This is a genomic window from Borrelia coriaceae (assembly GCF_023035295.1).
Taxonomy (GTDB): domain Bacteria; phylum Spirochaetota; class Spirochaetia; order Borreliales; family Borreliaceae; genus Borrelia; species Borrelia coriaceae.
Genome location: NZ_CP075076.1, coordinates 798497 through 824769 on the forward strand (window position 1 = coordinate 798497; position 26273 = coordinate 824769).

The 26273-nt window shown below is 27.6% G+C and carries 27 protein-coding genes, 1 tRNA gene and 1 pseudogene; 7 read left to right on the forward strand and 22 right to left on the reverse strand.

Annotated features, from left to right (window positions below):
• Positions 1-8: 8 nt before the first annotated feature.
• Both bcCo53_RS03785 and bcCo53_RS03790 read left to right on the forward strand, forming a co-directional pair.
• The gene (locus bcCo53_RS03785) at positions 9-1607 is read left to right on the forward strand and encodes a hypothetical protein (protein ID WP_025408324.1); all 1599 of its coding nucleotides are present in this window, start codon (positions 9-11) and stop codon (positions 1605-1607) included.
• A gap of 61 nt (positions 1608-1668) precedes the next feature.
• Positions 1669-2166 carry a hypothetical protein gene (locus bcCo53_RS03790; protein WP_028328122.1) on the forward strand — a complete coding sequence of 166 codons (498 nt, stop codon included), beginning with the start codon at positions 1669-1671 and terminating at the stop codon, positions 2164-2166.
• On the opposite strand, the gene bcCo53_RS03795 is transcribed toward bcCo53_RS03790, so the two are convergent.
• The 6 genes from bcCo53_RS03795 to bcCo53_RS03820 form a co-directional block, all read right to left on the reverse strand.
• Entirely contained in the window at positions 2117-3124 is a 1008-nt protein-coding gene (locus tag bcCo53_RS03795; protein ID WP_025408326.1) for a DUF4340 domain-containing protein, read from the reverse strand. The genes bcCo53_RS03790 and bcCo53_RS03795 overlap by 50 nt on opposite strands.
• A gap of 13 nt (positions 3125-3137) precedes the next feature.
• Complete coding sequence (locus bcCo53_RS03800; RefSeq protein ID WP_025408327.1) at positions 3138-4640, reverse strand: GldG family protein; 1503 nt, start codon at positions 4638-4640, stop codon at positions 3138-3140.
• Positions 4641-4647: 7 nt separating this feature from the next.
• Positions 4648-5382 (reverse strand): ABC transporter permease, encoded by a 735-nt coding sequence (locus bcCo53_RS03805; protein ID WP_025408328.1) that lies wholly within the window; start codon positions 5380-5382, stop codon positions 4648-4650.
• Complete coding sequence (locus tag bcCo53_RS03810) at positions 5379-6305, reverse strand: ABC transporter ATP-binding protein (RefSeq protein WP_025408329.1); 927 nt, start codon at positions 6303-6305, stop codon at positions 5379-5381. The genes bcCo53_RS03805 and bcCo53_RS03810 overlap by 4 nt, the downstream gene beginning before the upstream one ends.
• A 21-nt stretch (positions 6306-6326) precedes the next feature.
• Positions 6327-7286 carry a ribonuclease Z gene (locus bcCo53_RS03815; protein WP_025408330.1) on the reverse strand — a complete coding sequence of 320 codons (960 nt, stop codon included), beginning with the start codon at positions 7284-7286 and terminating at the stop codon, positions 6327-6329.
• Between the two features lie 320 nt (positions 7287-7606).
• Positions 7607-8668 (reverse strand): NAD(P)/FAD-dependent oxidoreductase, encoded by a 1062-nt coding sequence (locus tag bcCo53_RS03820; RefSeq protein ID WP_028328123.1) that lies wholly within the window; start codon positions 8666-8668, stop codon positions 7607-7609.
• A gap of 241 nt (positions 8669-8909) precedes the next feature.
• Here bcCo53_RS03820 and bcCo53_RS03825 point away from each other — a divergent pair, with 241 nt between their 5' ends.
• The 3 genes from bcCo53_RS03825 to bcCo53_RS03835 all read left to right on the forward strand — a co-directional run bounded on the left by bcCo53_RS03825 (position 8910) and on the right by bcCo53_RS03835 (position 10349).
• Complete coding sequence (locus bcCo53_RS03825; RefSeq protein ID WP_025408331.1) at positions 8910-9500, forward strand: ATP-dependent Clp protease proteolytic subunit; 591 nt, start codon at positions 8910-8912, stop codon at positions 9498-9500.
• The gene (locus bcCo53_RS03830; RefSeq protein ID WP_246938345.1) at positions 9475-10206 is read left to right on the forward strand and encodes a hypothetical protein; all 732 of its coding nucleotides are present in this window, start codon (positions 9475-9477) and stop codon (positions 10204-10206) included. Before bcCo53_RS03825 ends, bcCo53_RS03830 begins: the two co-directional genes overlap by 26 nt.
• A 59-nt stretch (positions 10207-10265) precedes the next feature.
• Positions 10266-10349, forward strand: a tRNA-Leu gene (locus bcCo53_RS03835).
• 19 nt (positions 10350-10368) lie between these two features.
• Here the strand turns inward: bcCo53_RS03835 and bcCo53_RS03840 are convergent.
• Positions 10369-11226: an undecaprenyl phosphate translocase family protein gene (locus bcCo53_RS03840; RefSeq protein WP_028328125.1), complete on the reverse strand. Its 858-nt coding sequence runs from the start codon at positions 11224-11226 to the stop codon at positions 10369-10371.
• A 42-nt stretch (positions 11227-11268) separates the two neighbouring features.
• Positions 11269-11598 carry a nucleoside triphosphate pyrophosphohydrolase family protein gene (locus bcCo53_RS03845; protein ID WP_028328126.1) on the reverse strand — a complete coding sequence of 110 codons (330 nt, stop codon included), beginning with the start codon at positions 11596-11598 and terminating at the stop codon, positions 11269-11271.
• Positions 11599-11706: 108 nt separating this feature from the next.
• Here bcCo53_RS03845 and bcCo53_RS03850 point away from each other — a divergent pair, with 108 nt between their 5' ends.
• Complete coding sequence (locus bcCo53_RS03850) at positions 11707-12594, forward strand: M23 family metallopeptidase (RefSeq protein WP_025408333.1); 888 nt, start codon at positions 11707-11709, stop codon at positions 12592-12594.
• A 101-nt stretch (positions 12595-12695) separates the two neighbouring features.
• Here bcCo53_RS03850 and bcCo53_RS03855 read toward each other — a convergent pair whose 3' ends face one another.
• The 14 genes and pseudogenes from bcCo53_RS03855 to flgF form a co-directional block, all read right to left on the reverse strand.
• On the reverse strand, positions 12696-14051 hold the full coding sequence (locus bcCo53_RS03855; RefSeq protein WP_025408334.1) for a sigma-54-dependent transcriptional regulator: 1356 nt from the start codon (positions 14049-14051) through the stop codon (positions 12696-12698).
• Positions 14044-15204: a two-component system sensor histidine kinase NtrB gene (locus bcCo53_RS03860; RefSeq protein WP_025408335.1), complete on the reverse strand. Its 1161-nt coding sequence runs from the start codon at positions 15202-15204 to the stop codon at positions 14044-14046. Before bcCo53_RS03860 ends, bcCo53_RS03855 begins: the two co-directional genes overlap by 8 nt.
• Positions 15204-16247 carry a DNA polymerase III subunit gamma/tau gene (locus tag bcCo53_RS03865; RefSeq protein ID WP_028328127.1) on the reverse strand — a complete coding sequence of 348 codons (1044 nt, stop codon included), beginning with the start codon at positions 16245-16247 and terminating at the stop codon, positions 15204-15206. The genes bcCo53_RS03860 and bcCo53_RS03865 overlap by 1 nt, the downstream gene beginning before the upstream one ends.
• Positions 16248-16257: 10 nt before the next feature.
• Complete coding sequence (locus bcCo53_RS03870) at positions 16258-16746, reverse strand: CvpA family protein (RefSeq protein ID WP_025408336.1); 489 nt, start codon at positions 16744-16746, stop codon at positions 16258-16260.
• The gene (gene murG, locus bcCo53_RS03875) at positions 16736-17824 is read right to left on the reverse strand and encodes an undecaprenyldiphospho-muramoylpentapeptide beta-N-acetylglucosaminyltransferase (RefSeq protein ID WP_025408337.1); all 1089 of its coding nucleotides are present in this window, start codon (positions 17822-17824) and stop codon (positions 16736-16738) included. The genes bcCo53_RS03870 and murG overlap by 11 nt, the downstream gene beginning before the upstream one ends.
• Positions 17825-18060: 236 nt before the next feature.
• Positions 18061-18855 (reverse strand): PfkB family carbohydrate kinase, encoded by a 795-nt coding sequence (locus bcCo53_RS03880; protein WP_028328128.1) that lies wholly within the window; start codon positions 18853-18855, stop codon positions 18061-18063.
• Positions 18830-19868: pseudogene (gene tsaD, locus bcCo53_RS03885) on the reverse strand (tRNA (adenosine(37)-N6)-threonylcarbamoyltransferase complex transferase subunit TsaD). Before tsaD ends, bcCo53_RS03880 begins: the two are co-directional and overlap by 26 nt.
• Positions 19834-20760 carry a divergent polysaccharide deacetylase family protein gene (locus bcCo53_RS03890; protein ID WP_025408339.1) on the reverse strand — a complete coding sequence of 309 codons (927 nt, stop codon included), beginning with the start codon at positions 20758-20760 and terminating at the stop codon, positions 19834-19836. Before bcCo53_RS03890 ends, tsaD begins: the two are co-directional and overlap by 35 nt.
• A gap of 45 nt (positions 20761-20805) precedes the next feature.
• A complete protein-coding gene (locus bcCo53_RS03895) occupies positions 20806-21609 on the reverse strand; it encodes a sigma-70 family RNA polymerase sigma factor (protein WP_025408340.1) in 804 nt (267 codons plus the stop codon).
• A gap of 102 nt (positions 21610-21711) precedes the next feature.
• Positions 21712-22044 (reverse strand): rod-binding protein, encoded by a 333-nt coding sequence (locus bcCo53_RS03900; RefSeq protein WP_028328129.1) that lies wholly within the window; start codon positions 22042-22044, stop codon positions 21712-21714.
• Positions 22045-22060: 16 nt separating this feature from the next.
• On the reverse strand, positions 22061-22972 hold the full coding sequence (locus bcCo53_RS03905) for a flagellar basal body P-ring protein FlgI (RefSeq protein ID WP_241766552.1): 912 nt from the start codon (positions 22970-22972) through the stop codon (positions 22061-22063).
• 207 nt (positions 22973-23179) lie between these two features.
• Positions 23180-23617, reverse strand: coding sequence for a hypothetical protein (locus tag bcCo53_RS03910; protein WP_025408341.1), 438 nt, complete (start codon positions 23615-23617; stop codon positions 23180-23182).
• Between the two features lie 200 nt (positions 23618-23817).
• Positions 23818-24612 carry a flagellar basal-body rod protein FlgG gene (gene flgG, locus bcCo53_RS03915; protein WP_025408342.1) on the reverse strand — a complete coding sequence of 265 codons (795 nt, stop codon included), beginning with the start codon at positions 24610-24612 and terminating at the stop codon, positions 23818-23820.
• A 12-nt stretch (positions 24613-24624) separates the two neighbouring features.
• The gene (gene flgF / locus bcCo53_RS03920; RefSeq protein ID WP_025408343.1) at positions 24625-25473 is read right to left on the reverse strand and encodes a flagellar basal-body rod protein FlgF; all 849 of its coding nucleotides are present in this window, start codon (positions 25471-25473) and stop codon (positions 24625-24627) included.
• A gap of 250 nt (positions 25474-25723) precedes the next feature.
• Between flgF and bcCo53_RS03925 the strand changes: the two genes are divergently transcribed.
• The gene (locus bcCo53_RS03925) at positions 25724-26260 is read left to right on the forward strand and encodes a DUF2147 domain-containing protein (protein WP_025408344.1); all 537 of its coding nucleotides are present in this window, start codon (positions 25724-25726) and stop codon (positions 26258-26260) included.
• Positions 26261-26273 lie beyond the last annotated feature (13 nt).

The window sequence follows — 26273 nt, forward strand, 5'->3', positions numbered from 1 at the left end:
CTTTTAACATGAAAAATCATACAAATTCTTTTTTTATCAAGGAGGGGCCTAGAGAAGTTGAATTCGATATAGATAAAGTATTTTTGCATAATTCAGGTAATGGTCAAGTTATTTCTCTACGTTCTGAGGAGATTAAAGATCTTTTAGATGAAAAATTATTGAAGCTTGATTATTCTTTGAAACAAAGACATGTTGAGTTAGTTGATTATTTAAGAAAAGTAGAGGGTCGTATTTCAAGGGTTGAAGATGAAATACTTGGGCATGGCGTAAATTCTCTTGAGGAGATTGGCAATTTTGGTTCGAAATCAATGAATCTTCTAGGTATTAAGAGTCAAACTAATGTTAGAGATGATGAGTCTGGTGATTCAATAAGAAAAGAAGTAGCTAATTTGCCAAATATTTCACTTGATCAAGAAGAGTTAGATGCTTTGCTTGAAGGGCTTAATGAAATTTCTAGGGATAACAAAAAGAGTCTTAGTAGTAGCAATAATTTGGTGAATGATGTAGGTAATAGATCTTTTGAAAAGGTTTCTGGTAATGAATCTAGTGGTGTGGATATCAATCATGATTTATCTGCAACTTCAGAGAGTAATACTTATGATATTCCTGGTTTGTTACCTAGCAAAGGGGATGAGGCGCCTTTAGGTGTTAATTTTGCTACATCAGAGTGTAATAATCCATTAATTGAGCCTTCTTCTCTTAGTGTAGTTAATAATGTTGGTAATTGTGATAGTAGTAAGGCTCAGGAATTGATGACAAGCTTATATGATGATAAATTTTTAAGAGCTTCTAACATTGATGAGAATTCGGCTGTTAATAGTGATTCAGGCGGACCCAATGATATTAATTTAGATAATTTGGTTCTCAATGAGGGTATCTCCAATTCAAAAAGTATAGATTCAAAAAATGTTTTATCTCATGAACAAGATAATTTAAGCGATCATAATTCTACTTTAGATAATGGGTTAGAGCAAATTGAATATTCAGGTCAAAACTTAGAAAATTTAAATATCGAAAAGTTTAAGGAAGGAAATGAAGAATTAAGAGAGCTTCATGATACTAATATTCATAAAATTGATAGTGTAGATGTAAATTTGAGTGATTCTGAGTCTTTACTCGGGAGCAGTAATGTTGTTAATGATAGTGATTTTAAAGAAAGTCAGGAAATTGATAATATTACTTCTGGTTTAAAAAGGCTTGATAATTTTGAAGATGTGTTGAAGGCAGATTTGAATTGTGTAGATTTGCAAGGTTGTATTAAGGATTTAGAAGAGGAAAATCTTTATGATTCTGAGGTAAGTGATTTGGATGAAAAATTAGAGCAAGATAAAGAGGTGGGTTCATATCCTTTGAAGGAGCAGGGGATTCAAGATTATAATAAGGCTTCTGATTTTAGTTTTGCTGGGGTTGAAACTATAATAAATAAATTTAATGACAATGATTATTTAAGTGAGATTCAGTTAAGTGATGAAGAACGTGATGTATTAGTTAAATTTATTAGTCAATTAGAAAGTGATCTTGATTCTAATCCTAAATGTGGTAGTTTTAAAATTAAAAGAGAGTATGAGATTTTGCAAAAAATTAAGCGTTTACTAGGAAGAGAGTAAGGCTATTGATTTAATTAGATATTATTTTATATTTTTTATTACTTCAATTTTATTTTTATTTTTGACTTTTTTTTATTTCATTAATGCATTTTTAAATAAGATTGATTTTGATCTTGAAGATTTAATAAATGATGTAAAATCGTATAATATAAATTTTTTTAATGATTTAGATTTGGAAAATTATTTCAGTAAGACTTTATTTGATAATGATTTGGTTAATTCTTATTATTTACTCTCATCAGTTAATGGAATATTAGTTTATAAATCAAGAGATGATTCAATTTATAAGTTGACTGATAAATTGGAACCGGCTTCTTTGGCAAACAGTATTTTTATAAAAATGGTTAAAGTTAATTTTGAATTAAGAAATGATTTTGTTAGTTTAGTTATATATTACAATATCCTGCCAAAGAGCAGGATATTGTACATTATACATTCTTATCTTTTTTTAATATCTCTTGCCTACTTTTGTTTTTCTATCTTTATTTTATATCGCATATATCGAGATATCATTTGTCGTGATCGTGATGATTATTTTCTTTTAGATGATCTTCATTAGGAGCATTATCTTTTGTTTTTAGTTTGCTTTCTATGTTGAATACATCAAAAAAAGCCCACTTGCTAGTAGTATAGTAATATAAGTCATTATCTCTTTTAATTAGTATGTTTTTGTTTTTTTCATCTTTGTTGAAATAAACATCAATATTGTTAACACTTTTATTATTCCATTGTATTTCGATATTATATTGGAGGTCATAGTCGTTGATTTTAGTTTTATCTGTTTCAAGTCCATCTGTTGTGAACTCTTGAATCATTTGTAAAAGTCTTTCCTTGCGTAATACTTCTTGATTGAAGAAGTAAAGACCATCTTTGATAGATATATTATAATCATTTTGTATTGTATTTTCTTCATTTTTTTTTGGTTTATTTATTACTTTGAGAGATAAAGTTTCTACTTTTGTGTTTTGTTCATCAAATAGTTTAGTATTTGCGAATGTATTGTAAGAGTTGCCTTTGTAGGATAGGAAAATGTTATTTGTTAAATAGACATTTTCATCGTTGCTTTTTATATAAGATAGTCTTGAATCCCCTTCTCCTGAGTTGCCAATAAATATTTCTGTTAGCAATTGGTTTTTATAGTCAAAGAATTTGAAATCTGGCTTTTCTTTTATCCCTAGTTCTTTATGTTTTTTTGGGTCTTTACTTACGAGTTGATTTTTTTGAAGTTTTTCTAGATCTTGAATCATGGCATTGACTTTTTTGTTGTCAATTGGAAGCTTTATGTCGTTATATTGAAGTTCCCATCCTTTTCCTGATTTTGTAATGATCCCTTCAAGTTCTGTTTCAATTTTTGCAGTTTGATTGAAATCTATTGCAAACAGTTTTTCTTCTAAAAGTTTTGCAACTCTATTTTGATAAGAAAATATTATTCCTAACAGAAACGTAGATGTTAGTATTACAATGATTATGATTTTGATATTTTCTCTCATTCCTAGCAACATTTTTTTATTGTCCATAAACCCTCCTTAGTTAGTTAATTTTTCTTTTTTTGGTAAATCTGATAAGTCCAAATATTATTATTGCTATAGGCAATATGATTAAATTTATGATTATTAATGAGAATTTTGCATTTAACATTTCTTTTGATGAATTTATAAATTTTAGTTTTGAACGTAATTCTCTTGATTTAATGCTAAAGAATGCTTCTTTTTGCATTAAATAATCTGAGATTCTTCCTGCAAGTTCAAAATTAGAAGGCGAACCATTATACATATAATCACTAAATATCATGCTTGATCCTAATAAAATTATTTTTGAGTTTTCAGATTTTTTATCTTTATATAAACTTTTCATTTGTCCTTCAATTGAATATCCAAGAATATTTTGTTTATCTTCTTTGTTAAAGGTTTTTGGAACGCTAAATGAATGCATAGCTATGCTTGCAACTTCTTCGTCGCTAACTTGCCAAGATTCTTTAGAGCTTGCAAATAGGGGTAAATATTTTATTTCACCATTGTTTTTAGTTTCTATTAGCTCTATTGAATTACTCCAAGGAATGATGGCATCGTAAAAATTTTTAAGTAAGGGATTATTGGGATCTATAATATTACTCTTGTCAATTAAAATCCATGGGTAATAAGTTTGAAAATTGCCTCCTAAGAAAAGGCTTGGTGCTCTTTTATCAAGTATAATATTGTCATTATATTTAATACCGTAGCTTTCAATTAAATTGAAAATTTCAGATTTAATTGGGTTCGTGTTGTATGGGTTTTGAGGATTATAATCAATTTTGCTTGTAGCAATCAGAACTCGTCCATTATTAACAATAAATTCATCAATTTTTTTTAAGACCCCTTCATTTATTTCTTTAGATCCAATGATAAATAATCCATTTATATCTTTTAATTGTTCATTGCTAATGTTGATTTCTTTGATTTCTGTTTTGAAAGCTTTCTGCATTATCTCTGTGAAGTTTTTATGTGTTGCTTTTAATTTTGTATCTCCAAACACAAGTCCTAATACTTTTTTTGTATTATTTATTAATTTATCGAGTGTGCTTGCAAGATCATATTCTAAGTTGCTAATTTCTGTTACTATTGGAAGTACTTCACGTTTGCCTTCGTAATTTATTTCAATGCCTGAGTATATTTTGAGTATTGAAAGTTGATTGATCTCTCTTAGATCGATTTGTTGAGCTGGAATTCCAATTTGTTCTAAAGGAGTGGTTAATTTGTCAGCATCTATGTCTCTGTAAATTACTTTTCCACTTGACGAATCGGCAAAACTTGTTAAAAAGTTTTTTATTTGTTCTGGGAATGCAAAATAATTGCCAAGACTTGCAGAATTGTAATAGGTGATATATATCTTTTCATTTGCATTTGAAAATAAGTCTTTTGTAACCTTAGAAATTGTAAAAGCTTTATTTTTAGTAAAGTCTATTTTAAAAATTAGAATAGATATGTTACAAAAGATCAGAAATATTATTGCAATATTTAAAGTTAAATTTAGAATCTCTTTATGTTTGTTTTTCATAAAATCATTATCTCCATTTTTTTAATCTTATGCTATATGAACTTAACATTAAAAATGTAACTGCAAATGTAATGAAGTAGATAAGATCAGATATATTTAATATTCCCATATTAAAGTAACTAAAATGATTAGTAATTGATATAAAGTTGAGTATTTGACCAAATATATTGTCTTTTCCAAATATCATTACTAATTTTCCAGAAAATACTATTATAATTAAGATAAACACACTTAGTATGTAAGATACTATTTGACTTCTGGTAATAGATGATATAAATACTCCCATGCTAAGTACGGAGTAAGAATAAAGGACTATTCCTAAATATTGAAGGAATATTATACCAAGGTCAAATTCACCCATGAAAATTGTCATTATTGTAAGTGGTAGTGTTAGAGCAAAAAGTATTAATGTAAATATTATAAGTGTAATGAATTTTCCCAGTACTATTTCTTGTGGACTTATTGGTAGTGCATAGAGTAATTCAATACTTCCTGTTTTGTGTTCTTCTGAGAATACTCCCATACTAAGAGCTGGAAGTACTAACATTAAAATGATAGGCATTGATGAAAAATAAGACATTAATGAGGCATTATCTTTGATAAAAAATCCTGATAAGAAGATAAAAGAAAAATTTACAAATATTAGGAAAAATAACATTACAACATATGCAGTTAATGTACCAAATAAAACTTTTAATTCTTTTTTTGACAAGGCTAAGGATTGTCTTAGATCTATTTTCATTGTTTTCTCTCCTTTGTTAATTTGCTAAATATTTTTTCTAAACTCTCATGTTTTGGAATCATTGCTTTTAGTATCATGCCTTTACTTACAATATAGTTGAAAAGTTCTTTTTCAGTTTTATCATGTTCAAGCTTTAATGAAACATTGATTTCTCTCTCTTGTTCTTCTATTTTAGTTGGGGTAAATATGTCATTTTTATTAAAATATTCTTTCGTTGTTCCAGGATCTTTGTAAATAATAAGGTCTAGTTCAGTTTCTTTGAGTCTGTTTTTGGCTATATTTTCTTTGGTATCATCAGCAATAATCTTGCCATTATTAATAATGATTATTCTTTTGCAAATTGATTCAACTTCACTTAGAATATGAGAAGAAAATAGTATTGTACTAGTTTTTGCAAGTTCTTTTAAGAATTCTTTGAATTCTATAATTTGATTTGGATCAAGTCCGTTTGTAGGTTCATCAAGTATTACAAGTTTTGGATTATTGATTAATGCGCCAGCTATTCCTACTCTTTGTTTAAATCCTTTTGATAGTTCAGATATTAGTTTGTTTTTTACATCTTTAAGCTTAAAAATACTGATTGCCTTATCTATTTCTTTGTTTGGATTTTTAACACTTTTAATTTCTGATATAAAATTTAAATATTCTTTGACAGATAGTTCAGGATAAAGAGCTAGTTTCTCAGGAACATATCCTATATTTTGTAATATTTCTTTTGGACTTTCTGTGATATCTTTTCCAAAGATTTTTACATTGCCCTTATTTGGGTAGTGGAATGATGTTAAAATTTTGATTAGTGTTGATTTTCCTGCTCCATTTGGTCCAAGTATTCCAAGCACTTCTCCTTCATTAACTTTGAAGCTAACATTAAAAAGAGCTGTAAATGAGCCATATGTTTTAGTGATATTATTTACATTGATCATATGCTATCTCCTTAGATACTATTATTTTATAATAAATTTATCTTGATTTGCATTAAGTCTCATTCCATCTTTTGTTAAAAATATTTTTCCATTTGGATATTCTTGTTGTGCTTCCTCTAGTAATTCACATAAATCTTTATTTAACGTATATCTTTCACTAAAATGAATTAGTCCTGTTTGATGTACTTTGGCTTTTTTTGTAATTTTTGCTGCTAATTTTGCTGTTAAGTGTAATTTTTTTTTAGCTTCTTCTTTTAAGTCATTTTTGAATGTAGTCTCAATAATTACTAGATTAAAATCTTTGATATGTGTGCTTAGTTCTTCAAAGTAAGCTGTGTCTGTTATATATGCAACTTTTAGTCCTTTTTGAGGATCACCTAGTATTTCCGAAGGTAATATTTTTTTTCCATTAAGTATTACTTCATGCCCTTCCTGTAATCTTTTTCTAATAGGCCCTTTTGGTATATTTAAACTTTCTGCCTTTTGGATATTAAATTTACCAGGTTTATTTTTTTCTATAAAGAGATATCCGATACAGTCTATTGAATGTTTGAGTTTTATGTACTCTATTTTTTTTTTCTTATCTTCGTATAAGATTGTTTCTGTTTTATTGATTATTATTTCCTTGTATATTATTTCATAATTTTTATGTACTCGTAAAAGTTCTATGTTTGTTTCTAAGTATTTTTTGATGCCTACAGGTCCAATTATGGTTAAAGGTTCTCTTCTTGTATCACCGCTTTGTGACATCAGCATTACTATTCCAAGGAGGCCTGTAATGTGATCAGCGTGTAAATGCGTAATACAAATTATTTTAATTTTTTGCCATGATATTTTTTGTTTTCTAAGAGACATTTGGGTAGCTTCACCACAATCAAAGAGAAAACTTTCTCCATGGTATTCTATTAAAACAGAGGTTAAATATCTATTGTGCAGTGGTCTTGTTCCTCCCGTACCGAGAATATTAATATTAAAGTTCAAAAATTATCCCCCAATTTTTCATTTTTATAAATATGTGACAATGCATTTCAAAATTGGTTTTGAGAGCTATCATAAAATTTACATTTCTATCTTGTATTGTTGGGAAATAGTTTTTAAACTGGATAGTAAGTGCTCCTTGATATTTTATGTCGAAAGCTGTTCTTGATAAGGGTTAAATAAATATTATTTTGATTACTAGATTTTAATTTTTCGTGCATTTAGACATTATATTATTTTTTTATAAATTTAGAAATATTTCAAGTCAAAATTATTTTTTGAAATAAATCTTTAAGTAAGATTAAATATATAAGATATTTTGTTTATTTTAAAGGATTATATAAATTTTCGTATCTTTTGATATCATAATAGGTTGGAATATGAGATTTATTTTCGATATAGTCTAGAATGATTTTAGATAAATATGCGGCCATTGATATTCCTCTTGTTCCAAATCCATTTAGTATGAATATATTTTTATATTTTGGATGTTCACCCAGAAATGGTTCTCGGTCGAGTGTAGAAGGTCTAATGTGTGCTTGGTGTTGTATGATTGTGCAATTTAAGTTTGTGATTTTTTTAAGTTTATTTAGTAATTCTTTTTTTGCCCATTCATTTGTGCTTGTATCTAAGGTTTTCCATTCATAAGTTCCACCAAGGTAAAACTTGTTATCTTGTAAAGGTATTAAAGACACATGTCTATTATAAATTTCTTTAAGGTGTAATTTTGGAATTTCTACTGTTAATGCTTCTCCTTTTGCTAGTTTAAATGGAAGGTATGAAAAGAGTTTTGCAATTTTTTCTTTGTATCCTCTTGCCAGTATTAATTTTTTGAATTTTAATTCATTGATTGTAAAGAATTTTTCATTTATTTTAATTTTATTTTCATTGATTTCTGATTCTATATATGCATTATACTTTATAAAGTGCTTTTTAAGGGCTTGTATATATAAATTTGTGTTAATTGTTGCTCCTTTTATTAGTATCCCTCCACCATTGTCATTGGAAAAATCGTGTACTTTTCCATTTTTTATTGATAAGATGAAATCTTTTATATGTTCATCATTTTTGATTTTTGAAATCAGTTCGTCTCTTTGTGTTTTTGTGGTAAATGGTCTAAAAATAGAATTTTCTTTTAAGAAATTGCAGTCAATATTTTTTTCCATTTCTTTGTAATATTGAATTGCAAATGTGAAAATTTCAGGCTCTCTCCAAGCAATGTTCATTTTTCTTCCCATAATAGGATTAATAAGCCCTCCTGCTACGGTTGTTGCATTTTCAGATCCATTGTCAAAGAGAATTACACTTTTTTGTCTTTGAATTATTTCGTAAGTTAAAGTACTTCCGGCAATGCCACCACCAATAACTGCAAATTCATATTCCATTTATACATTCCTTTTTTTATGTTTTTGATATTTGTTTTCTTTGTAATTTTAGGGGATTATCTTTTGGGAAGCAATTTATTTGTAACTTATTTGAGGTATTTTAATTGTTACAATTTTGGTTTGTTTTTTAAGTTTGGTTAATTTTATTGGTATGTTCCTATTGTGTTCATTTGGAGATTTAAAAACCTTTTATTTTTAATTATAATATATATTACATTATATTTGTTGAAAAGGTAAGTTTATGGATTTTAAAGATATTAAGATACAAACAGAAGTACAGCAGTCATTGGAATTTGCACTAAAGAGTAGGGCAATAGTTATTACAGGTGAAATTAATAAGGATATTTCTAAGTTATTTCAGGAGAAGATATTATTTTTAGAAGCATCAGATTGCGATAAACCGATATTTGTTTATATTGATTCAGAGGGAGGTGATATTGATGCTGGTTTTGCTATTTTTAACATGATACGCTTTGTAAAACCTAAGGTTTTTACAATTGGAGTTGGGCTTGTGGCAAGTGCTGGTGCTTTAATTTTTTTGGCCGCAGATTCAAAAAGTAGATTTTCTTTGCCTCATGCTAGATATTTGTTGCACCAGCCTTTGAGTGGTTTTAAAGGAGTTGCTACGGATATTGAAATTTACACGAATGAGCTTAATAAAGTTAAGAGTGAACTTAATGGTATTATTGCAAAAGAAACGGGGCAAAAACTTGATAAGGTTGAAAAGGACACTGATAGGGATTTTTGGTTAGATAGTGAATCTGCAATGAGATATGGTCTTGTCTTTAAAATTATTGCAACTAGACTTGAACTTGAAGAATTTATTTCTTAGTCTTTTGGCATTGTCTTGTAGTATTCCTAAGAGAAATTTTAGTATTTTGGAGTTTGGTGTTACCAGTTTATCTAAAAATTCTACTTCTTTAAATACATTAGTAGATGTTGCTTATAATATTTTTTTGTCAGATTTTGATTTAGTTATTATTAAAAATTTAAGGAATAAAGAGGAATTAGATCTAGTTAATAACAAAGTTGCATTTGGGAGTTTTGAAAATGCCTATTTTATTAGGCAAAATAATAATTCTTCTATTAGTATTCTTGCTAAAGAAAAGATTGAAATTAAAATTTTAGATTTTATCAAAGGACTTTATGAGTATAGGCTAGGGATGGTTGTTGATTTTGTATTTAATAATTTTCATTATGGGATTGTTGTTTTTAATTTTGATGAAGAAATAGTTGATAATTTAGATATTGCTATTGTAGGTGAACAGATAACGTATTTAAGTTTTAGATATAAAAATTTGCTTTTTATTTTAGATAAGAGTGAGCTATCTATTTTAGATATGGTTATTAAAAATGGTTATTTTAGTTTGATTTATAATGCAATTAATCCTATGCATATAATTAATGCCATTGATGATAGGGTTTATTCTAATTTTTCAGCTCAAGTATCTCTTCATTCATTGATTTATGTTGTTCTAAGTTATTTATATGATAATCTTTATATAAATAACTTTCCAAAAAGTATTTTAATTGAATAAGTTTTGCAAATATTGAGTTCTTGACATCATTATTTCATTATTATATTATTACTAGCAATGCCGAAATGGTGGAAATGGTAGACACACAGGACTTAAAATCCTGAGGAGGAAGCTCCGTACCGGTTCAAGTCCGGTTTTCGGTATTTGAAGTTTTAAATTTACTTAACATCTATCCTTAAATAGTTTATTTATGTAAATTCCTGTAATGAATAAGCTGCTTAAGGATAGATTAATCATTAGCGTAGATTGTATGTTTAGTTGTGTTATAACAAATAGCATTTGTAGAATTGATCCCAAGATTAAACCTATAGATAAATAAAGAAATTTGACAAGATATTTGTTTATTATTTTTTTGATTATTATTATTGTAATTCCTATGCCTATTACTGTGGATATGCCAAATATTGTGCATACTGGTATATTAAGTTGTGAAACGATGTTAATAATTTCTTTATAGATCCCAAGGCTTAATAATATGAGTGAACCTGAGATGCCTGGTAGAATCATTGAGCCACCGCTTATTATTCCTGAACTAGTAATGAGTAGGTAATATTTAAATGAGCTTTTATCTGAATATTTTGATATGTCTAGTGAAATATTGTAATTTCTTAATATTAGTAAAAATAGCATAATTAAGAATCCCATTAATGATAATAAATAGTTTGTGATGTCTTTATGCTTATTAATTTGTATGTTTTTGTTTATTTCTTTTTTTAATGTAATTATGCTACCTGTGATTAATCCTATAAAAAACACATGCAAATATGTCTCTTTAATTGCTCCATCTAAAATATAGTTTTTGAATATTTTTGCAAGCATAACTGCTGAAGTTAATATGCCCAGTGATAACATTCCAAGAAAAATTGTGTTTTCTCTTATTTTTTTTAATTTTATTAGATTTGCAGCTGCATCTATTATATTGTAGTAAATGCCTAATATTAAGGCTAGTGTGCCCCCTGAGATTCCTGGTATTATGCTTGCAATACCAATTAATAAACCCTTTATATAGATGCTAATCATGGTTTTTCATATGTTTAACGCATAGTCTATTGTATCTTTCTTTTATCGTTCATCACCCTCTCCATTAATTGTACCGTTTTCATGTCTTTTTTTTAATTTTTCTAGATTTGTAATAGCAACGTCTTCAAGTGTTATTCCAAGATTATTACTTAAATTTGAAATGTACCATAATACATCACCAAGTTCTTTTTTAATGCCCAATAGATATTCATTGTCAAGAACATATTCCTTGTCGCGACCTAATTTTTTTATTTTCTCTACAACTTCACCTGTCTCCCCAGCAAGTCCAAGAGTGGTTAAAATTAGCTCTTCCTTCTTATTCTTATATTTAGCAGTTTGTTTAGCCTTTATTTGGTATTCATTTAGTTCCATAATTAAGACTAGTTTAATATAGTTTTTGTTTATTTACAAGTTTATTTATTATTTCTTTTTTTTTTTATTTTTATTATATTAACTCTATATAATAATTAGAGTTTGTATGTGAGTAAGTTTGCTTTTTTATTACTATTTATTTTTTTGTTTTTACAGTTTTATTGTGTTTATTCTTATCCTTTTATAAAAAATTTTTCAAATAAAGATCCTATTTTTTATGATCTTAGGGCGAAAATTATTAAATATAATAAAAGAGTCAATGTCCCTTTGTTTATTTATGCATATAAAGTTAAAGAAGGTGATACTTTTTTTAAGATTGCAAATAAGGTAAATGGTTGGCAAGGTAGTATTGCCACAATTAATTTATTAGATTCGCCTTTTTTAAGGGTGGGACAAGAGATCTTAATTCCTAGTAAAAAGGGTCTTTTCCTTATTAATAGCAAGGAACATAGATTTAATAGTTTACTTGTAGCTACAAGAGATTTAACAAAGTCAGAAAAGATAAAAATTAGAAAGAATAATAAGATTAGTGAGTTTTATTTTTTTGATTCGTTAAAGCAGCCAGAGTTAAGTTTTTTTTCAGATACAGAAATGCTTTTCTTTTTAAATTCTGATTTTATTTTTCCTTTAAAAAAATTTATTATTAGCTCTGATTTTGGATTTAGGCCAGATCCTTTTACTGGTATGAAAAATTTTCATACAGGCATAGATCTTGCAGCGCCAATGAATTCTTTAGTTTTTTGCTCATCTTATGGTGTTGTAGTTGTAGTTGATTATAATGATATTTATGGCAATTTTGTTGTGGTTGAACATAAGAACAATGTTAAATCTCTTTATGGTCATCTTAGTTCTTATATTGTCAAGAAGGGGGATGTTCTAAGAACAGGTGATATTGTTGGTAGGGTAGGTCAAACTGGTCGTTCAACAGGTCCGCATCTGCATTTTGAAATATTGAGAAAAGGTTCACCTGTTAATCCTGTTAAGATTTTAAAGTAGGTCAATTGAAATAATTTAGATATAGCAATCAAATTTTTTCTCACTTTACTTGAGGGTATTGCTTGAGATTATTTGATTTTGACCTATCTTAAAGACTTCCTTTATTCTATATCATATTCTGTTATTTTGTTGTGCAAGGTTTTTCTTCCTATCTTAAGTATTTGGGCACATTTACTTTTATTATTCTTAGAATGTAGTAGTGTTTGCTTAATAATTTCTTTTTCCGCTTCTTTTAAGCTTATACCTATTGGTAATGTTATTTTAACTATTTGATTTGTGTTATTTCTGATTTTAGGAGGTAGATCGTCTTTTACAATTTGTTTTCCTTTAGATAATATCAAGGCACTCTCGAGGACATTTTTTAGTTCTCTAATATTTCCTGGCCAATCATATGCATAGAGGGCTTTTAGTGCATCATTGGAAAGACTTTTCTCTTCTTTATTATTTTCATTTGCTACACTTTTAATTAGTATTTTTATTAAATTTGGTATGTCATCTTTTCTTTCCCTTAAAGGTGGAATATTGATGTTTATTATGTTAAGCCTGTAAAATAAGTCCTCTCTAAATCTTCCTTTTTTAATTTCTTCTTCAATATTTTTATTTGTTGCTGTTAATAGTCTAATATCAACTTGAATAGTAGTCTCTCCACCTACTCGTTCAAATGTTTTATTTTGAAGCACTCTTAGTAATTTTACTTGAACCTCAGGTGATATTTCTACTATTTCGTCTAAGAATATTGTTCCTTTGTCTGCTAATTCAAATCTACCTTTTTTTTGAGATATTGCACCTGTAAATGCTCCTTTTTCATGTCCAAATAGTTCGCTCTCAAGTATGCTTTCAGAGAGCGCAGCACAATTGACTTTAATGAAGGGTTTGTCATTTCTATTGGATAAGTCAAATATAGCATCTGCTATTACTTCTTTGCCGACTCCGCTCTCTCCAGTTATTAGTACAGATGCTTTTGATTTTGCAATTTTTTTTACAAGTTCTAGAACTTTTTGCATTATAAGAGATTTTCCAAGTGTGCTTTCATAATAGTTTAAATCTTTTCGGATTATGACATTATTTTGGGATATATTCTCATGTCTTTTGTCATTTTTGCTATTTAAAGCTCGTTTGATTATTAGTAACAGTCTTTCAAGATCAACGGGTTTTGTTAGAAAATCATAAGCACCTTCTCTCATAGCATCAACTGCTGAATCGACAGTTCCATGAGCTGTTAGAATAATAAAGGGTATATTTGGGTTTTTGTCTTTTACAATTTTGAGTAGTTCTTCGCCTGATATTTGAGGCATTCTAAGATCAGATACTATAGCATCAATTTTTTCATTTTCAATTGTTTCAAGAGCCTCTTCTCCATCACTAGCAGTAAATACAAAATAACCTTCTTCTTCAAGATAAGTTGCTATTCCTTCTCGTATATTTTTTTCATCATCTGCTACAAGTAGTTTACTCATTTTCTAAACATCCTTCAATTAAAATTTTGCCTGTGTTGAATTTTGGAAGTGTGATTGTAAAAGATGTTTCTTTAGTCTCTTTACTTTCTACAAAAATTTCACCCCCATGTTCTTTAATTATTTTATAAGAAATGGTGAGCCCTATGCCACTTCCATTTTCTTTTGTGCTAAATTGAGGCTTGAATATATCATCTTTGGTTTCATTCTTTATTCCATTTCCATTATCTTTAATACTAATATGTATTTTCTCTTCGCTTTCATGGGTAGAAATTTCTATTTTTTTTATTTTTTTATTTGATTCAAGAAGTGCTTCTTCTGCATTTTTTACTATGTTAATTATTACTTGCCTTATTAGTTTTTCATCGATTAATGCAAGGCTTACTTTTTTTAGATTGAGTAGGAGTTTAATATCTTTATTTTTCAGTTCTGGATTTAACAGGTTATAAACACTTTTTATAACGTCAGTAATATTTTTCTTTTCTGGTATTATTTTTATTGGTCTAACTGTTAATAAAAAATCTGTTATAGTTTTATCCATTCTATTTATTTCTTCTTTTATTATTTTGAAGTAATGATTTGCTTTCGTACTTTCAATTTTTTGTCTATCTATTTCTTTTTTGAGTAGTTGTAAGTTTATATCAATTGCTCCTAGTGGATTTTTAATCTCATGAGCGATATTTCTTGCATGTCTTGTAAAAGCAGCTAAAGCTTCAGCTCTTCTGAAAAGTTCTTCTTTATGTTTTTTGTCTTTAATATCTTCAATTAAAATGATATTTCCTTCAAGCTTTTGATCCCTTACATATGGCATAAATGATATTTTTATATATATATTTGTTGAGACTTGCACCTCAAAGCCTATTATTTTATCTTCATTTTTAGCTAATTCTTCTATTAAGTGTGTTAGGGTTGGAATTTGAATATCTTTAAGGGTTTCTAGTTTGTATTTAGGGCTTATAACTAGAATTTGAAATAACATTTTGTTTAGGTAAATTATGTTATTTAATTTATCAAGTACAAGGATTCCTTCATTAATGGATGCAAAAATACCATCATATATTTCTATTTTTTTATAGATATCTTGGATAAATTTGAGTTTTTGCTCGCTTGATAATTTATTTAATTTGGTTAGAGTTTTCTTTAAGAATTTGATCATTAATCCTCATAATTTAGCATTAAATTTTCGATTATTAATTTTCTATTTTGGTTGTATGAACTGTATTTCAAGATGTGTTTTATGTGTTCTAATCTTTTCATATATGTATTAGTGTCTAAATTTTTGCTTAAAAATTCATCTCTAAGTTGACTTATGAGCTCTTGTAAGAATAATTTAAATATATTGTCATCTTTTAGAAAATTAAATGTATCAAGATTAAATATTCCTTGTTTTTCTTTTATTATATTGAGAATTTTTTTGATTTCTTCTTTTAATTTTGTGTATTCTTCACTATAAAATGAGTTGAAATATTCTTCTGTTGTTAATTCTTCATTTGTGTTAAAAATCGCTTTGAATTTTGTGATCTCGAGATTTCTATTTTCTTGTCTGAATCTGTATACTCTTAGTCTTGAAAGTATTGTTTTTGGAATCTTATTTTTATTTCTTGTAGCTAGAATAAAGTGAATGTTTAGAGGTGGTTCTTCAAGCATTTTCAGTAGTGCATTATAGACATTAAAATTTAGGTTTTCGATTTCATTGATATAAATTACCTTCATCTTGTGTTTTTCTGATAGTGCCCAAGATTTAATGTTCCTAATATCATTAATGGTAATATTAAATTTTATTTCTTTAATTATTTCTTCAATTCTTTTGATTAATTCTTTTATGAGCGTTTCATTATATTTATTTTTGTAATAGACATCATTGATGAAATTGATATTTATTTCTACTTTTTTTAGGTTTTTGTCACTGCTGAAATTGTATTTGGTAAACATAATATTCTTAACATATTCTAGATATTTATTTATAACTTCATTTGAGTTTGCATTAAGATATGCCTTTGCCTCTATTATGTTAAGGCTTGAGAAAATTATTAGGTTTGGATTTGTTAAAGTTTTTGTATTTAGAATTTTTTTTGCAAGTGCAATTGCAGTTGTTTTTTTAGAAGAAAATCTGTCTCCCCAAAAAAGTATTGCATTTGGTAGGCTTCCTTTTTCATATTCTTTTATTATTTCGTAAGCTATTTCGGGTAATCTTTCCATATAATTTTCTTTATTGTGTTTTTGCTATTTTAAAAAAATAGTTTATGCCAGGATTTAGATATTTGAGAAATTTGCTTCCTTCTAAAAAATAGTTGGGATTAAAGATTTGTTGAGAGTAAATTATATACACTGAAATTGCAATTATGCCAAAGGCTTCAAATAAACCAAGTATGAGTCCAAGCATTCTGTTGAAGAAGAGTAATTTAAGATGACTTATTATTGATTCGATTAGTGATTGTAAGATTAAGAATCCTATGTGTATTATGAGGAAAAATACTAATATTGCTTGCACATATGATAGTTCAAGAATAGGTGATATTAATATTTTAAAATCATTGGTTTTGTTGTAAAGCAAAAATATTAAGGTAAAAATCTCAACAAATCCGGCAATTTCTTTAATAAATCCTCTTAAAAATCCTCTAAGTCCTAGCGATATAAAAATTATTATTATTAGTATGTCTACTATACCAGTTATTTTAAAAGGATCATTAACGAGCATTTATTTCCTCAAATTCTTTTAATAATAGATTGGCTATTAGATTTGATGAATTTTTATTATGAAATTTTTTTATATTATTTCTTAATATATTAGACTTTTCTTTATTTCCTATAATTTCTTTTATCATATTTATAATTTTAGTTTCACTTAAGTTTTCTTCGTCTATTTTGAGGCATGCATTTTGTTCTTCTAATAATTTTGCGTTTCTGATTTGATCTCCCCTTGAGCCTTTTGTAAATGGAATAAATATTACACATGCGCCAGCATTGGCAAATTCCTTAATAGCTCCTGCGCCTGCCCTGCTTATTATTATATTTGAAAATTGTATTATACTTGCCATTTGTTCTGCATTAAAAAATTGACTTCTTAGATAATTATTCTCTCTAATTGCATCTAGATTTCTGCCGCATTGATGTATAAAATATGCATCAATTTCATTTTTGATATTAAGTATTAATTTATTTAAAACTTCTGCTCCAAGAGAACCCCCAAGTATGCTAATTATAGGCTTTTTTGTGTCTTGAGTTAAGTTTTTTATAATATTGGGATTTGGACTTGAGAATTCTTTTCTTATTGGTGAGCCTGTATATAAAACATTTTTGTTTTTAAAGTATTTTGTGCTTTCTTTAAAGCTTATATGTATTTTGTTTGCGAATTTTGAATTGATTTTTGTTGCAAGTCCAGGATCAAGATCCATTTCGTGGGTTACACTTTTTATTTTAAGTAGACTTGCTGCAATAATTGGTGGACTTGATACAAAACCGCCAGTTGCGTATATGATTTGGGGTTTATACTTTTTTATTATGAGGAAGCTTTTGATTATTCCAAATATGACCTTAAAAAAGTCAGTGAAGTTTTTTAGGGAAAAATATCTTCTAAGTTTTCCTGATGGAATTGCAATAAATTTGATGTATGGATATTCTTTTATAATTCTGTCCTCCATTGAGTTTTTTTGTCCTAACCAGAAAAATTCAATATTTGTATCGAGTTCTCTTAATTTTGAAATTATTGCTATTCCTGGAAAGACATGTCCTCCCGTTCCCCCTCCTGTAAAAAATAGTCTTCTTTTAGTGTTCATATATCTCTTGCATACATTTCTTATATTTATTATTAATTGATCTATTGTTATATTGTAATTTAACAATGCATTCTAATGCAAATGTTATATATTTTTACTTTTTAATGTAGCTTTTTTAAGCTTTATTGGACTTGTAAAAATGTCGAAATTTATTTATGTGTAAAATTATATTTTCTTTAAATCAATTATTTTAACCTTTAAAGGATAAGATATTTATCTGTAAATAGATTAGATGATTAAAAAATATTTGTTAAAAATTGTTCAATTTGAATGCCTTCTTTTTTGGAAGTATTGTTTTCGATAGAATATTTTATGATTGAATGAATTACTTTGGTTGCCTTTTCTAGTGCATATTCTATTTCAAATTTTTCCAGATATCCTATTAGTAGACTTGTAAATAAATCTCCTGTTCCTCCAAAGTTTTGTTCTAATTTTTCTAAAAAGATTTCTGAATATTCTTTTGTTTTTGTATTATAAGCAATGTTTCCTATAAGATTGTTTTTTTCTACACTTGTGACTACAATTATTCCATTTATTTCAAGACTTAATATTGCTTTTATTATTTCATCTTTATTTTTTATTTTTTTAGTTTTAGCTAGCATTTTCAGTTCTGTGATGTTAGGTGTTATAATATCTGCATATTTGATTAGACTTCTAAATCCATTTACTATTTTGTCATCAAAAGTAGGGTAGAGCATGTCATTATCTGCAAATACAGGATCAATTATTATTTTATCAAATTTGAATAGCTTAAACATCTTTTCTATTATTTTTTGTTGGATGTTGCTTCCAAGAAATCCACTATAGAATATATCAAAGTATTCATTTTGATTTTTCCAAGATAAAATAAATTTTTCTAATTTATTTGTTAAATCTATTATTTCAAATCCTTTGTAATCTGTTGTTGCTGATAGAACAGCAGTTACAAATGGACAAACTTGCATATTAAATGATGATATTACCGGTATGCATATTGTAAGTGATGCTCGACCTATAGTTGAAATGTCATGCATCGTTAATATTCGTTTCATGTTTTTTTGCCTTTTGTATATTTATAATTGTATATTCTTGAATTTGCATCAGTTTCAATTGGACTTGCTCCGTATTTTAAATACATAAGATAGCCAATTCCTGCAATCATGACACCATTGTCTGTACAAAGGTCAATTGGTGGATAGTATGTTTCTATTTGAAGGGTTTTGATCTTTTCTCTTAAATAAAGATTGCTTGCAACTCCTCCAGATATTATTAATTTTTTTATATTAGTGTCTTTTATTGCTCTTTTAATTGGAATAATTAAATTTTCAAAAGCTACTCTTTGGAAGCTTGCAGCAATATTATTGTTTGTAATGCTTACATTTTTGTCTTTAAATTTTTCAAGCTGATGTATGCATGCTGTTTTAAGGCCTGAATATGAAAAATCATACTTATTTTCTTTTTTGTCAAAAATCGTAGTGGGGAAGTTAAATGCATATTGATTACCACTTTTGGCCAATTTTTCTATGTTTGGCCCGCCTGGAAATCCCATTTTGTAGTGTTTTGCTACCTTGTCAAATGCTTCTCCGCAAGCATCGTCAAGTGTTCTTCCAAGTATTTCAATGTCGTCGAAGTTATTCTGTTTTGCAAGTATTGTGTGTCCTCCACTTAATATTAGAGATAGAAATGGATATTCTATTTTTTTTGTCATTAGGGGTGCATAAAGATGTCCCAAGATATGGTCAGTGCAAATTAAGGGCTTTTTAAGGGCAATTGATAAACCTTTGGCAAAATTTACCCCAACGATTAAGGATCCAATAAGACCTGGTTTAGATGTGACTGCTATTAAATCAATTTCTGATACATGTATTTGAGCCTTTGTTATTGCTTGTTGACATACATACATGATGAATTCTGTGTGTAGTCTTGATGCGATCTCTGGAACTACACCATAATATTTTTTGTGTTCTTCTTGACTGAGTTTGATATTACTTAAAATTTTAATTCCATCTTCTACTATGGCTGCACAGCAATCATCGCATGAACTTTCTATTCCAAGCACTTTCATTTTTGCCCTCTTTTTGATATAGGTTTATTAAATTTTGAAACTCAAATTCTTTGTTTAAGTTTTCAGATTCTTTTTTGAGTATTTTAAGAGTATTTTTTGACCAAATATGTCCTATTACTTTGACAATTCCTTTTGTTCTAGCTACTTGTTTTGCTTGTTCTAGTGCTTTAGCAACTGCTTTTTCATTATCTTTGTTATCGAGGAAGATATCTCTTTTTTCTACTATAATTCCAAATTTTTTACCAGTCTGTTCGGATATACTTTCTTTGGTAGTTAAGCTATCAAAAAAATATCTGTTTTCTTCTTTAAGTTTTATTAAAATAATTTGCATTATGTTTTCATTTGCAGTAATAAGACTTCCCATATGATTATTCATTATCTTTGCGTTGGGATATGTTTTAAACGTCTTTTCAATTTTTGTTCGTATTGAAAAGACGTTGTCGTTGATATTTATGTTAAATTTTTCTATTGAAGTTTTATATTTTGATTGCATTGGAAAATGAATCATTATAATTTTATTTTTGCTTGCTAATTTATTATAAAAATCCATTGATTTTGGTAAAAAGGGGATGATTGAAAAATTGATGTTTAAATCAATTTTTATGAATTCATCTAACATGAATTCATCATAGCCAACATCATCAATGATAAGATAAAATTTTGGTTTTGAGTTATTAAATTGTAATTTTTTTTGTACTTTAGTTAAATTTTCTTTTTTTATGTTGGCTAATTTGTCCTTGAAGTTTAGATTAATTTTTTTTATATTTGATTTTATATATACAAAGCTGGAGCATAGGACAATTATTGAGACAAGAGAAGTGATAACAATAAATGATATTGTGATTTTTAATTTGTATTTCTTTAAAAAATTAGAAGCATTCTGAATATTCATGCCATCAGCTTATCATTATATCAAAATCGGGCATTAAGTCAATTGCTATTGATAGAGTTCTTCTCTGAGTTTTTTAAGTACTCTTTTTTCAATTTGTCTTACAGTTTCTGAGGAGATCCCAAGTTCATTAGAGATGTCTTTTAAGGTACTTTTTTTATCACTATTGTCTAAATTATATCTTTTCCTTATAATGTACCTTTCTTTGTCATTTAATTTAGTCTCTAATATATAGTTAAGATGTTTTAATGTTGAATTTTGTTCAAGAGTGCTCTCGGGATTGAAAGAATTGTCTTCATAAAGATTTAGTAGTGTGGAATTTTCTGAGCCTTCGATTTTTTTATCAAGGGAATATTCTTTTTCAAGATAGGGTATGATTTTTATATATTGAGAAGTTGTTAGGTTAAATCTTTCCATTATGTCTTCTTTTTTGGGTGATTTTTCTTCTTCCATAAGATATTTGTTTATTTGGAGTATAAGATTTTCTTTTCTATATGGGACTTTTACAAGTCTTGTTTTTGTATTTAATGCTCTTTGAAGCGATTGTTTGATCCAAAATGAAGCATAAGTTGAAAATTTGGTGTTCTTACTTGGGTCATATTTTTCAGCAGCTCTAATTAAACCTAAATTTCCTTCTTGTATTAAGTCTTCAACTTTTAATCCCTTCCCAGCATATCTTTTAATGATTTTTAAGACGAGCCGTAAATTGGCATTTATCATTTTATTTTTGGCTTTCAGGTCTCCAAGTTTAATTTGTTTTGCAAGTTCAATTTCTTCTTCGTGAGTTATTAATCTATGTTCTCTTACGGATTTTAAGTATATGTTTAAGTCTTCATTGCTAAATATATTCACAATACTTCTCCCATCTTTTAAATTTGCATATCAACATCCTCATTCCTTGTTGATGTTATTACAACAATTATGTCAACTGTAAAAAATAATTAATATTTTTATTTAATTATTTTTTACAGTTATTTGATTGTAGATTAAATCAGCAAGTCTAAAACTTTGAGACTTAGCTACTTGTTTTGCTCTTTCTAAATAAAGCATATCTTCAAAAATTTCTTCCGTTTGACCCCCATGAATTAAATTATTTTCTTTTTTTAGAGAATTTTTCATGCTTTTAAGCATTTGATTTACAAATATTGCTTCAAATTCTAGTGTAGCTTCATAGAGTTTATTGTCTTTTTTATGTTGACTTATTTTTTCTGTTTTGTTTGTTAGGATTTTTCCTTGTTTTATTTGATTTTTTGTTTCTAGATTTTGTAAATTAATTTTGTTTATCATATCTATTCCTCCAAAATTAATTTTCCATATAGTTTATTAATTTTTTAGCTGCCTGAGTTATTTGTATTAATTTTTTATTGCTAAACGTATCTGGATTTTTTGATATAAATTTATTTAGTTTCATATTTTGTGTCTCTATTTTTGTCTTTTCATCGTTTTTATTGTTCAGTAAGTTTTTTTCCTTTCTTCTAATTGAGAGTATGAGTGGATTTAGTTTTATTGTTTCAATTTCGCTTAACAAGTCAATTCCATTGATTTTAATTTCTATGGTCTTTTTTGATTTTATATTATTTTTTTCATTATTGATTTTTGGTTTTTTCATTATTGAATCTGATGAAAAATAGTCTTTTTTATTAGGAATTGTATTGTAATTTTTATTATTCTTATTTTTATGGGTTGTTGTTTCGTTTAGTATATATTTTTTATCTTTCGATTTTCTGTTAGTTACTTTTGGGCTTGATTTGATTGCTAATACTTTGTTTGTTTTGTTTTGTAATTTGGTCCTTAGAGGTATACCATTTTTTAAGTTTTTTGAATCGAACATGGATTCTATGTAAGCATTTTGCTTTGAACTTTTAATTATATTTTCATTTATTTTGCTTGTTGCGCTTACTAGTGAAATGTTATTGTTTTTTATGTTTGTTAAAACTATTTCATTTATGTAAAGCTTGTTTAAATCCTTATTTGATATTTCTTTTCCCTTAGTATAATTTTTTTTATTGGCAAGTTCTGCTATTATTCTAATTTTTGTTAAGATATATGAGTCTGTAGATCTCATTTCTTTGTTATTGTTTAACTTGATCCATGCATTTGTTTGATTAGTAATATTATTTTTATTAAAAAAGCTTTTTTCAGATTGATTTTTTTGTGCTAATGAGCTTAAGGCTATCGTTAAGTTTAATATGGCTAGAGTTATCAGTATTTGCATGATTTTATTCCTTTTGTATGGCAATATAGTTTACCTTTATTTTAATATTATTGCAATTGCTTTTAGTTTGTTCGTTGTTTTCTTTGGATTTGTTCGTCAATTTAAAGTTTAATTATAAAATTAAAATAGAATTTTTATAATTTTGTGATATTATAGTGGATAAATAAGATTAGTAATGAAGTTAAAAATTGTATTTTTAATAATCAATTATTGTTGTTTTTGTATTTTATTTAGTTTGATTTCGTCATCTTTCATTATATCTTGTAGTACTGTGTAGTTGCTTTGGTTTAATTCATTTAAGTTTAAAACTTCATTGTTTCTAGTTGTATTTATTTGATATTTAAAATAAACGTTATATTCGTTTAAGCTTTGACCTGTTTTTAGATTTGTTTTTGCGAATACAATTGGTTCTATTATGTCAATATACATGTTTATTTTGTGATGTTTTTTGTAGTCTTCAAAGTTTTTTGCATAATATATCAGAGTTTTTTGTATTGGTATATTTTTGTAAGATATGTTTTTTATTGTTTTGAATTTTATATTGGTGGAGAATTTCTCTTCTATCTTGATTTCTGATTCATCAAAACTGAATTGTAGTATATAAATATTTTTATTTGTTAGATGTTTTGTAATATAACTAATCATTTCAAATATTATTTGTTTTTGCTTAAAATCTGGGCTTATGTAAACTTGTGATAAGTTATTGTCATTACACATTTTTGAGTATTCTTTGGAGAAAAAGTATATCTTGTTAGCAGGCATTGTAAAACAGGTGTCATAAGGCATTATTTGTGATAAATTTATTGTAAATAGATAAAATATAAGCTTATTTGTGAGTTTGTGCACTATCTTTTTAAGTTATTGGCAATTCCTAGCATATTATCTGAAGTTTGAATTGTTTTTGAATTTATCTCGTAAGCCCTTTGTGCAATGATCATCGTTACCATTTCTTCTGCGATTGATACATTAGACATTTCAAGGATACCTTGTCTTAGCCTGCCCATTCCATCAATTCCTGGAGTTCCTGATATTTCTTCTCCAGAACCAATGGTTTCTTTGAATATATTGTTTCCAAGCGCATTTAAACCTGCTGGGTTTACAAATCGTGCAATTTCCATCTGACCAAGTTCAATTGGATCAGGGGTTCCATCAACTCTTACAGATATTATTCCTTCTTGAGATATTTTAATAGAATCTTGTATGTATTCTTCAGGAAAGGATATTTCCGGTAATAATTTGTACCCTTGATTTGTTACAAGTGCTCCATTTGCATCGATTTTGAATGAACCATCTCTGGTATATCCATAAGTGCCATCTGGTAGGAGAATTTTGTAAAATCCGTCACCTTCAATTGCAACATCGGTTTTCAAATTGGTGGCTTGCAATTTACCTTGTTCAAAAATTCTGTGTGTTGCTGATATTTTTGTTCCGTGCCCAACTTGATTGCCAAGAGGGCGTACTGTGTTTTCAGTTGCGGGAGTGCCTGCTCTTTTTTGTGTTTGGTATATTAGATCTTCAAATTCGGCCCTTATCTTTTTAAATCCTGTAGTGTTTACATTTGAAAGATTATTAGCAATTGTATCTACATTATATTGTTGCGCTTTCATTCCACTGGCTGATGTCCATAGTGCTCTCATCATAAACTAACCCTCTTAAAATTTTCCAATTTCGTTAATTAATTTACCAAGAAGTGAGTCCTCGGTTTGTATTGTTTTTTGATTTGCTTCATAGGCTCTGTTAACTGTAATCATTGATACCATTTCGTTAATAGCGTTTACATTTGCTCCCTCTAAAGCACCGGTTTCAATTTTTGGCCTTGAATTTATTGCAATATTTTGAGCTTGTCCAGATATTTCTGTATTGTTCCAAAGTGAACTTCCTTGTTTTTTTAAAAATCTTGTTTTTTCAAAACTGACAATCTTTAAGTTATCAAGGAGTTCATAGTTTTCCCATGAATTTTCATATTCACTTACAAGCCTTTTGGAATTTCCTTCAAATGTTGAGTTGTGAAATATTTGTCCTTGATCTGTTATTTTAAAATTATTATCTTTTAAATATATATACCCCTTCTCTCCAATTACAGGATATCCATCTTTTGTAACAAGCATTCCTTCTGGTCCTAGTGTAAAAGAACCGTTTCTTGTATATCTCTCACCTTCTGGTGTTTGGACAACAAAAAAACCTTCACCAGTTAATGCTAAGTCAAGAGGATTTCCAGTTATTTTTAATGGACCTTGTTCAAATGAGGTATATATTTCATTCTCTTCAATGCCTGTACCAAGTTTTCCAATCACGGGTGCTGTTTCGAGGTATCCTTTAGGAAATTTGTAAAGACCATCGTCATTTATACGTCTTATTAACATTTCAGGGAAGGCTTTATGTACAGATAAGTCTTTTTTGTATCCTGTAAGGTCAATATTTGCTAAATTATTTGCGATAACATCTAGCTTGTGTCTTTGTGCCATCATTCCACTTGCAGCAGTATAAATGCCTCTTACCACATAAAGCTCCATTATTTATTGATATCAACAATTTTATCACTAAAGTTATTATATATCAATTCTAATTTCTTTATTGTTCTGTGTATTTTGTTTTAATGAGATCCAAACATCAGCTTATATTTCATAATTTAAATTATGAAAGTAAATTAAGTAAATTCTGCTTTTTGCAAAAATTATAAAATAAATGTATAATTACTTTTTGTCACGATCTATTTAAATTATTGCCTTAGAGACTAGTTTAGGAGTTTGTATGAGTAGGAATGTGTTTAAAATTATTCTTTTATTTTATTGCTCATTTTTTGCATTTGCAGAATCTGACAAAACAGATAATAAAAATGACGGTAGTGAGGTTTTGGGATATTGGGTTGGATATGATGGGACGACGAATGTTAAAAATTCTGTAATTTACGTTTATAAGTATAATGATAAAGTTTATGGCAGAATTTTGAATGTAATAAAGGATGGGAAGGTGCATGATATTAATAATCCTTCTGGTAATAAGGTTGTAGGTTTTGAGCATTTAAGTACCGAAGGTCTTGATTTTATGTGGGGACTTAAATATGTTAAGGCTTCTGGCAAATGGGATAAGGGTAAAATTATTGATCCTAAGAATGGCAAGATTTATAACTCTGAAATGAGGGTGGATCCAAAAACAGGTAATCTTATTACTAAGGGTAAGGTATGGATTTTTGGTAGGAGCAAAGTTTGGATAAGAGCTAGAGAAGATGAGATTCCAAAATTAGATTTAGAAGGCATAGTTCCAAATCCTCCTGTTCCAGAAGAATAAATCAAATAAAAAA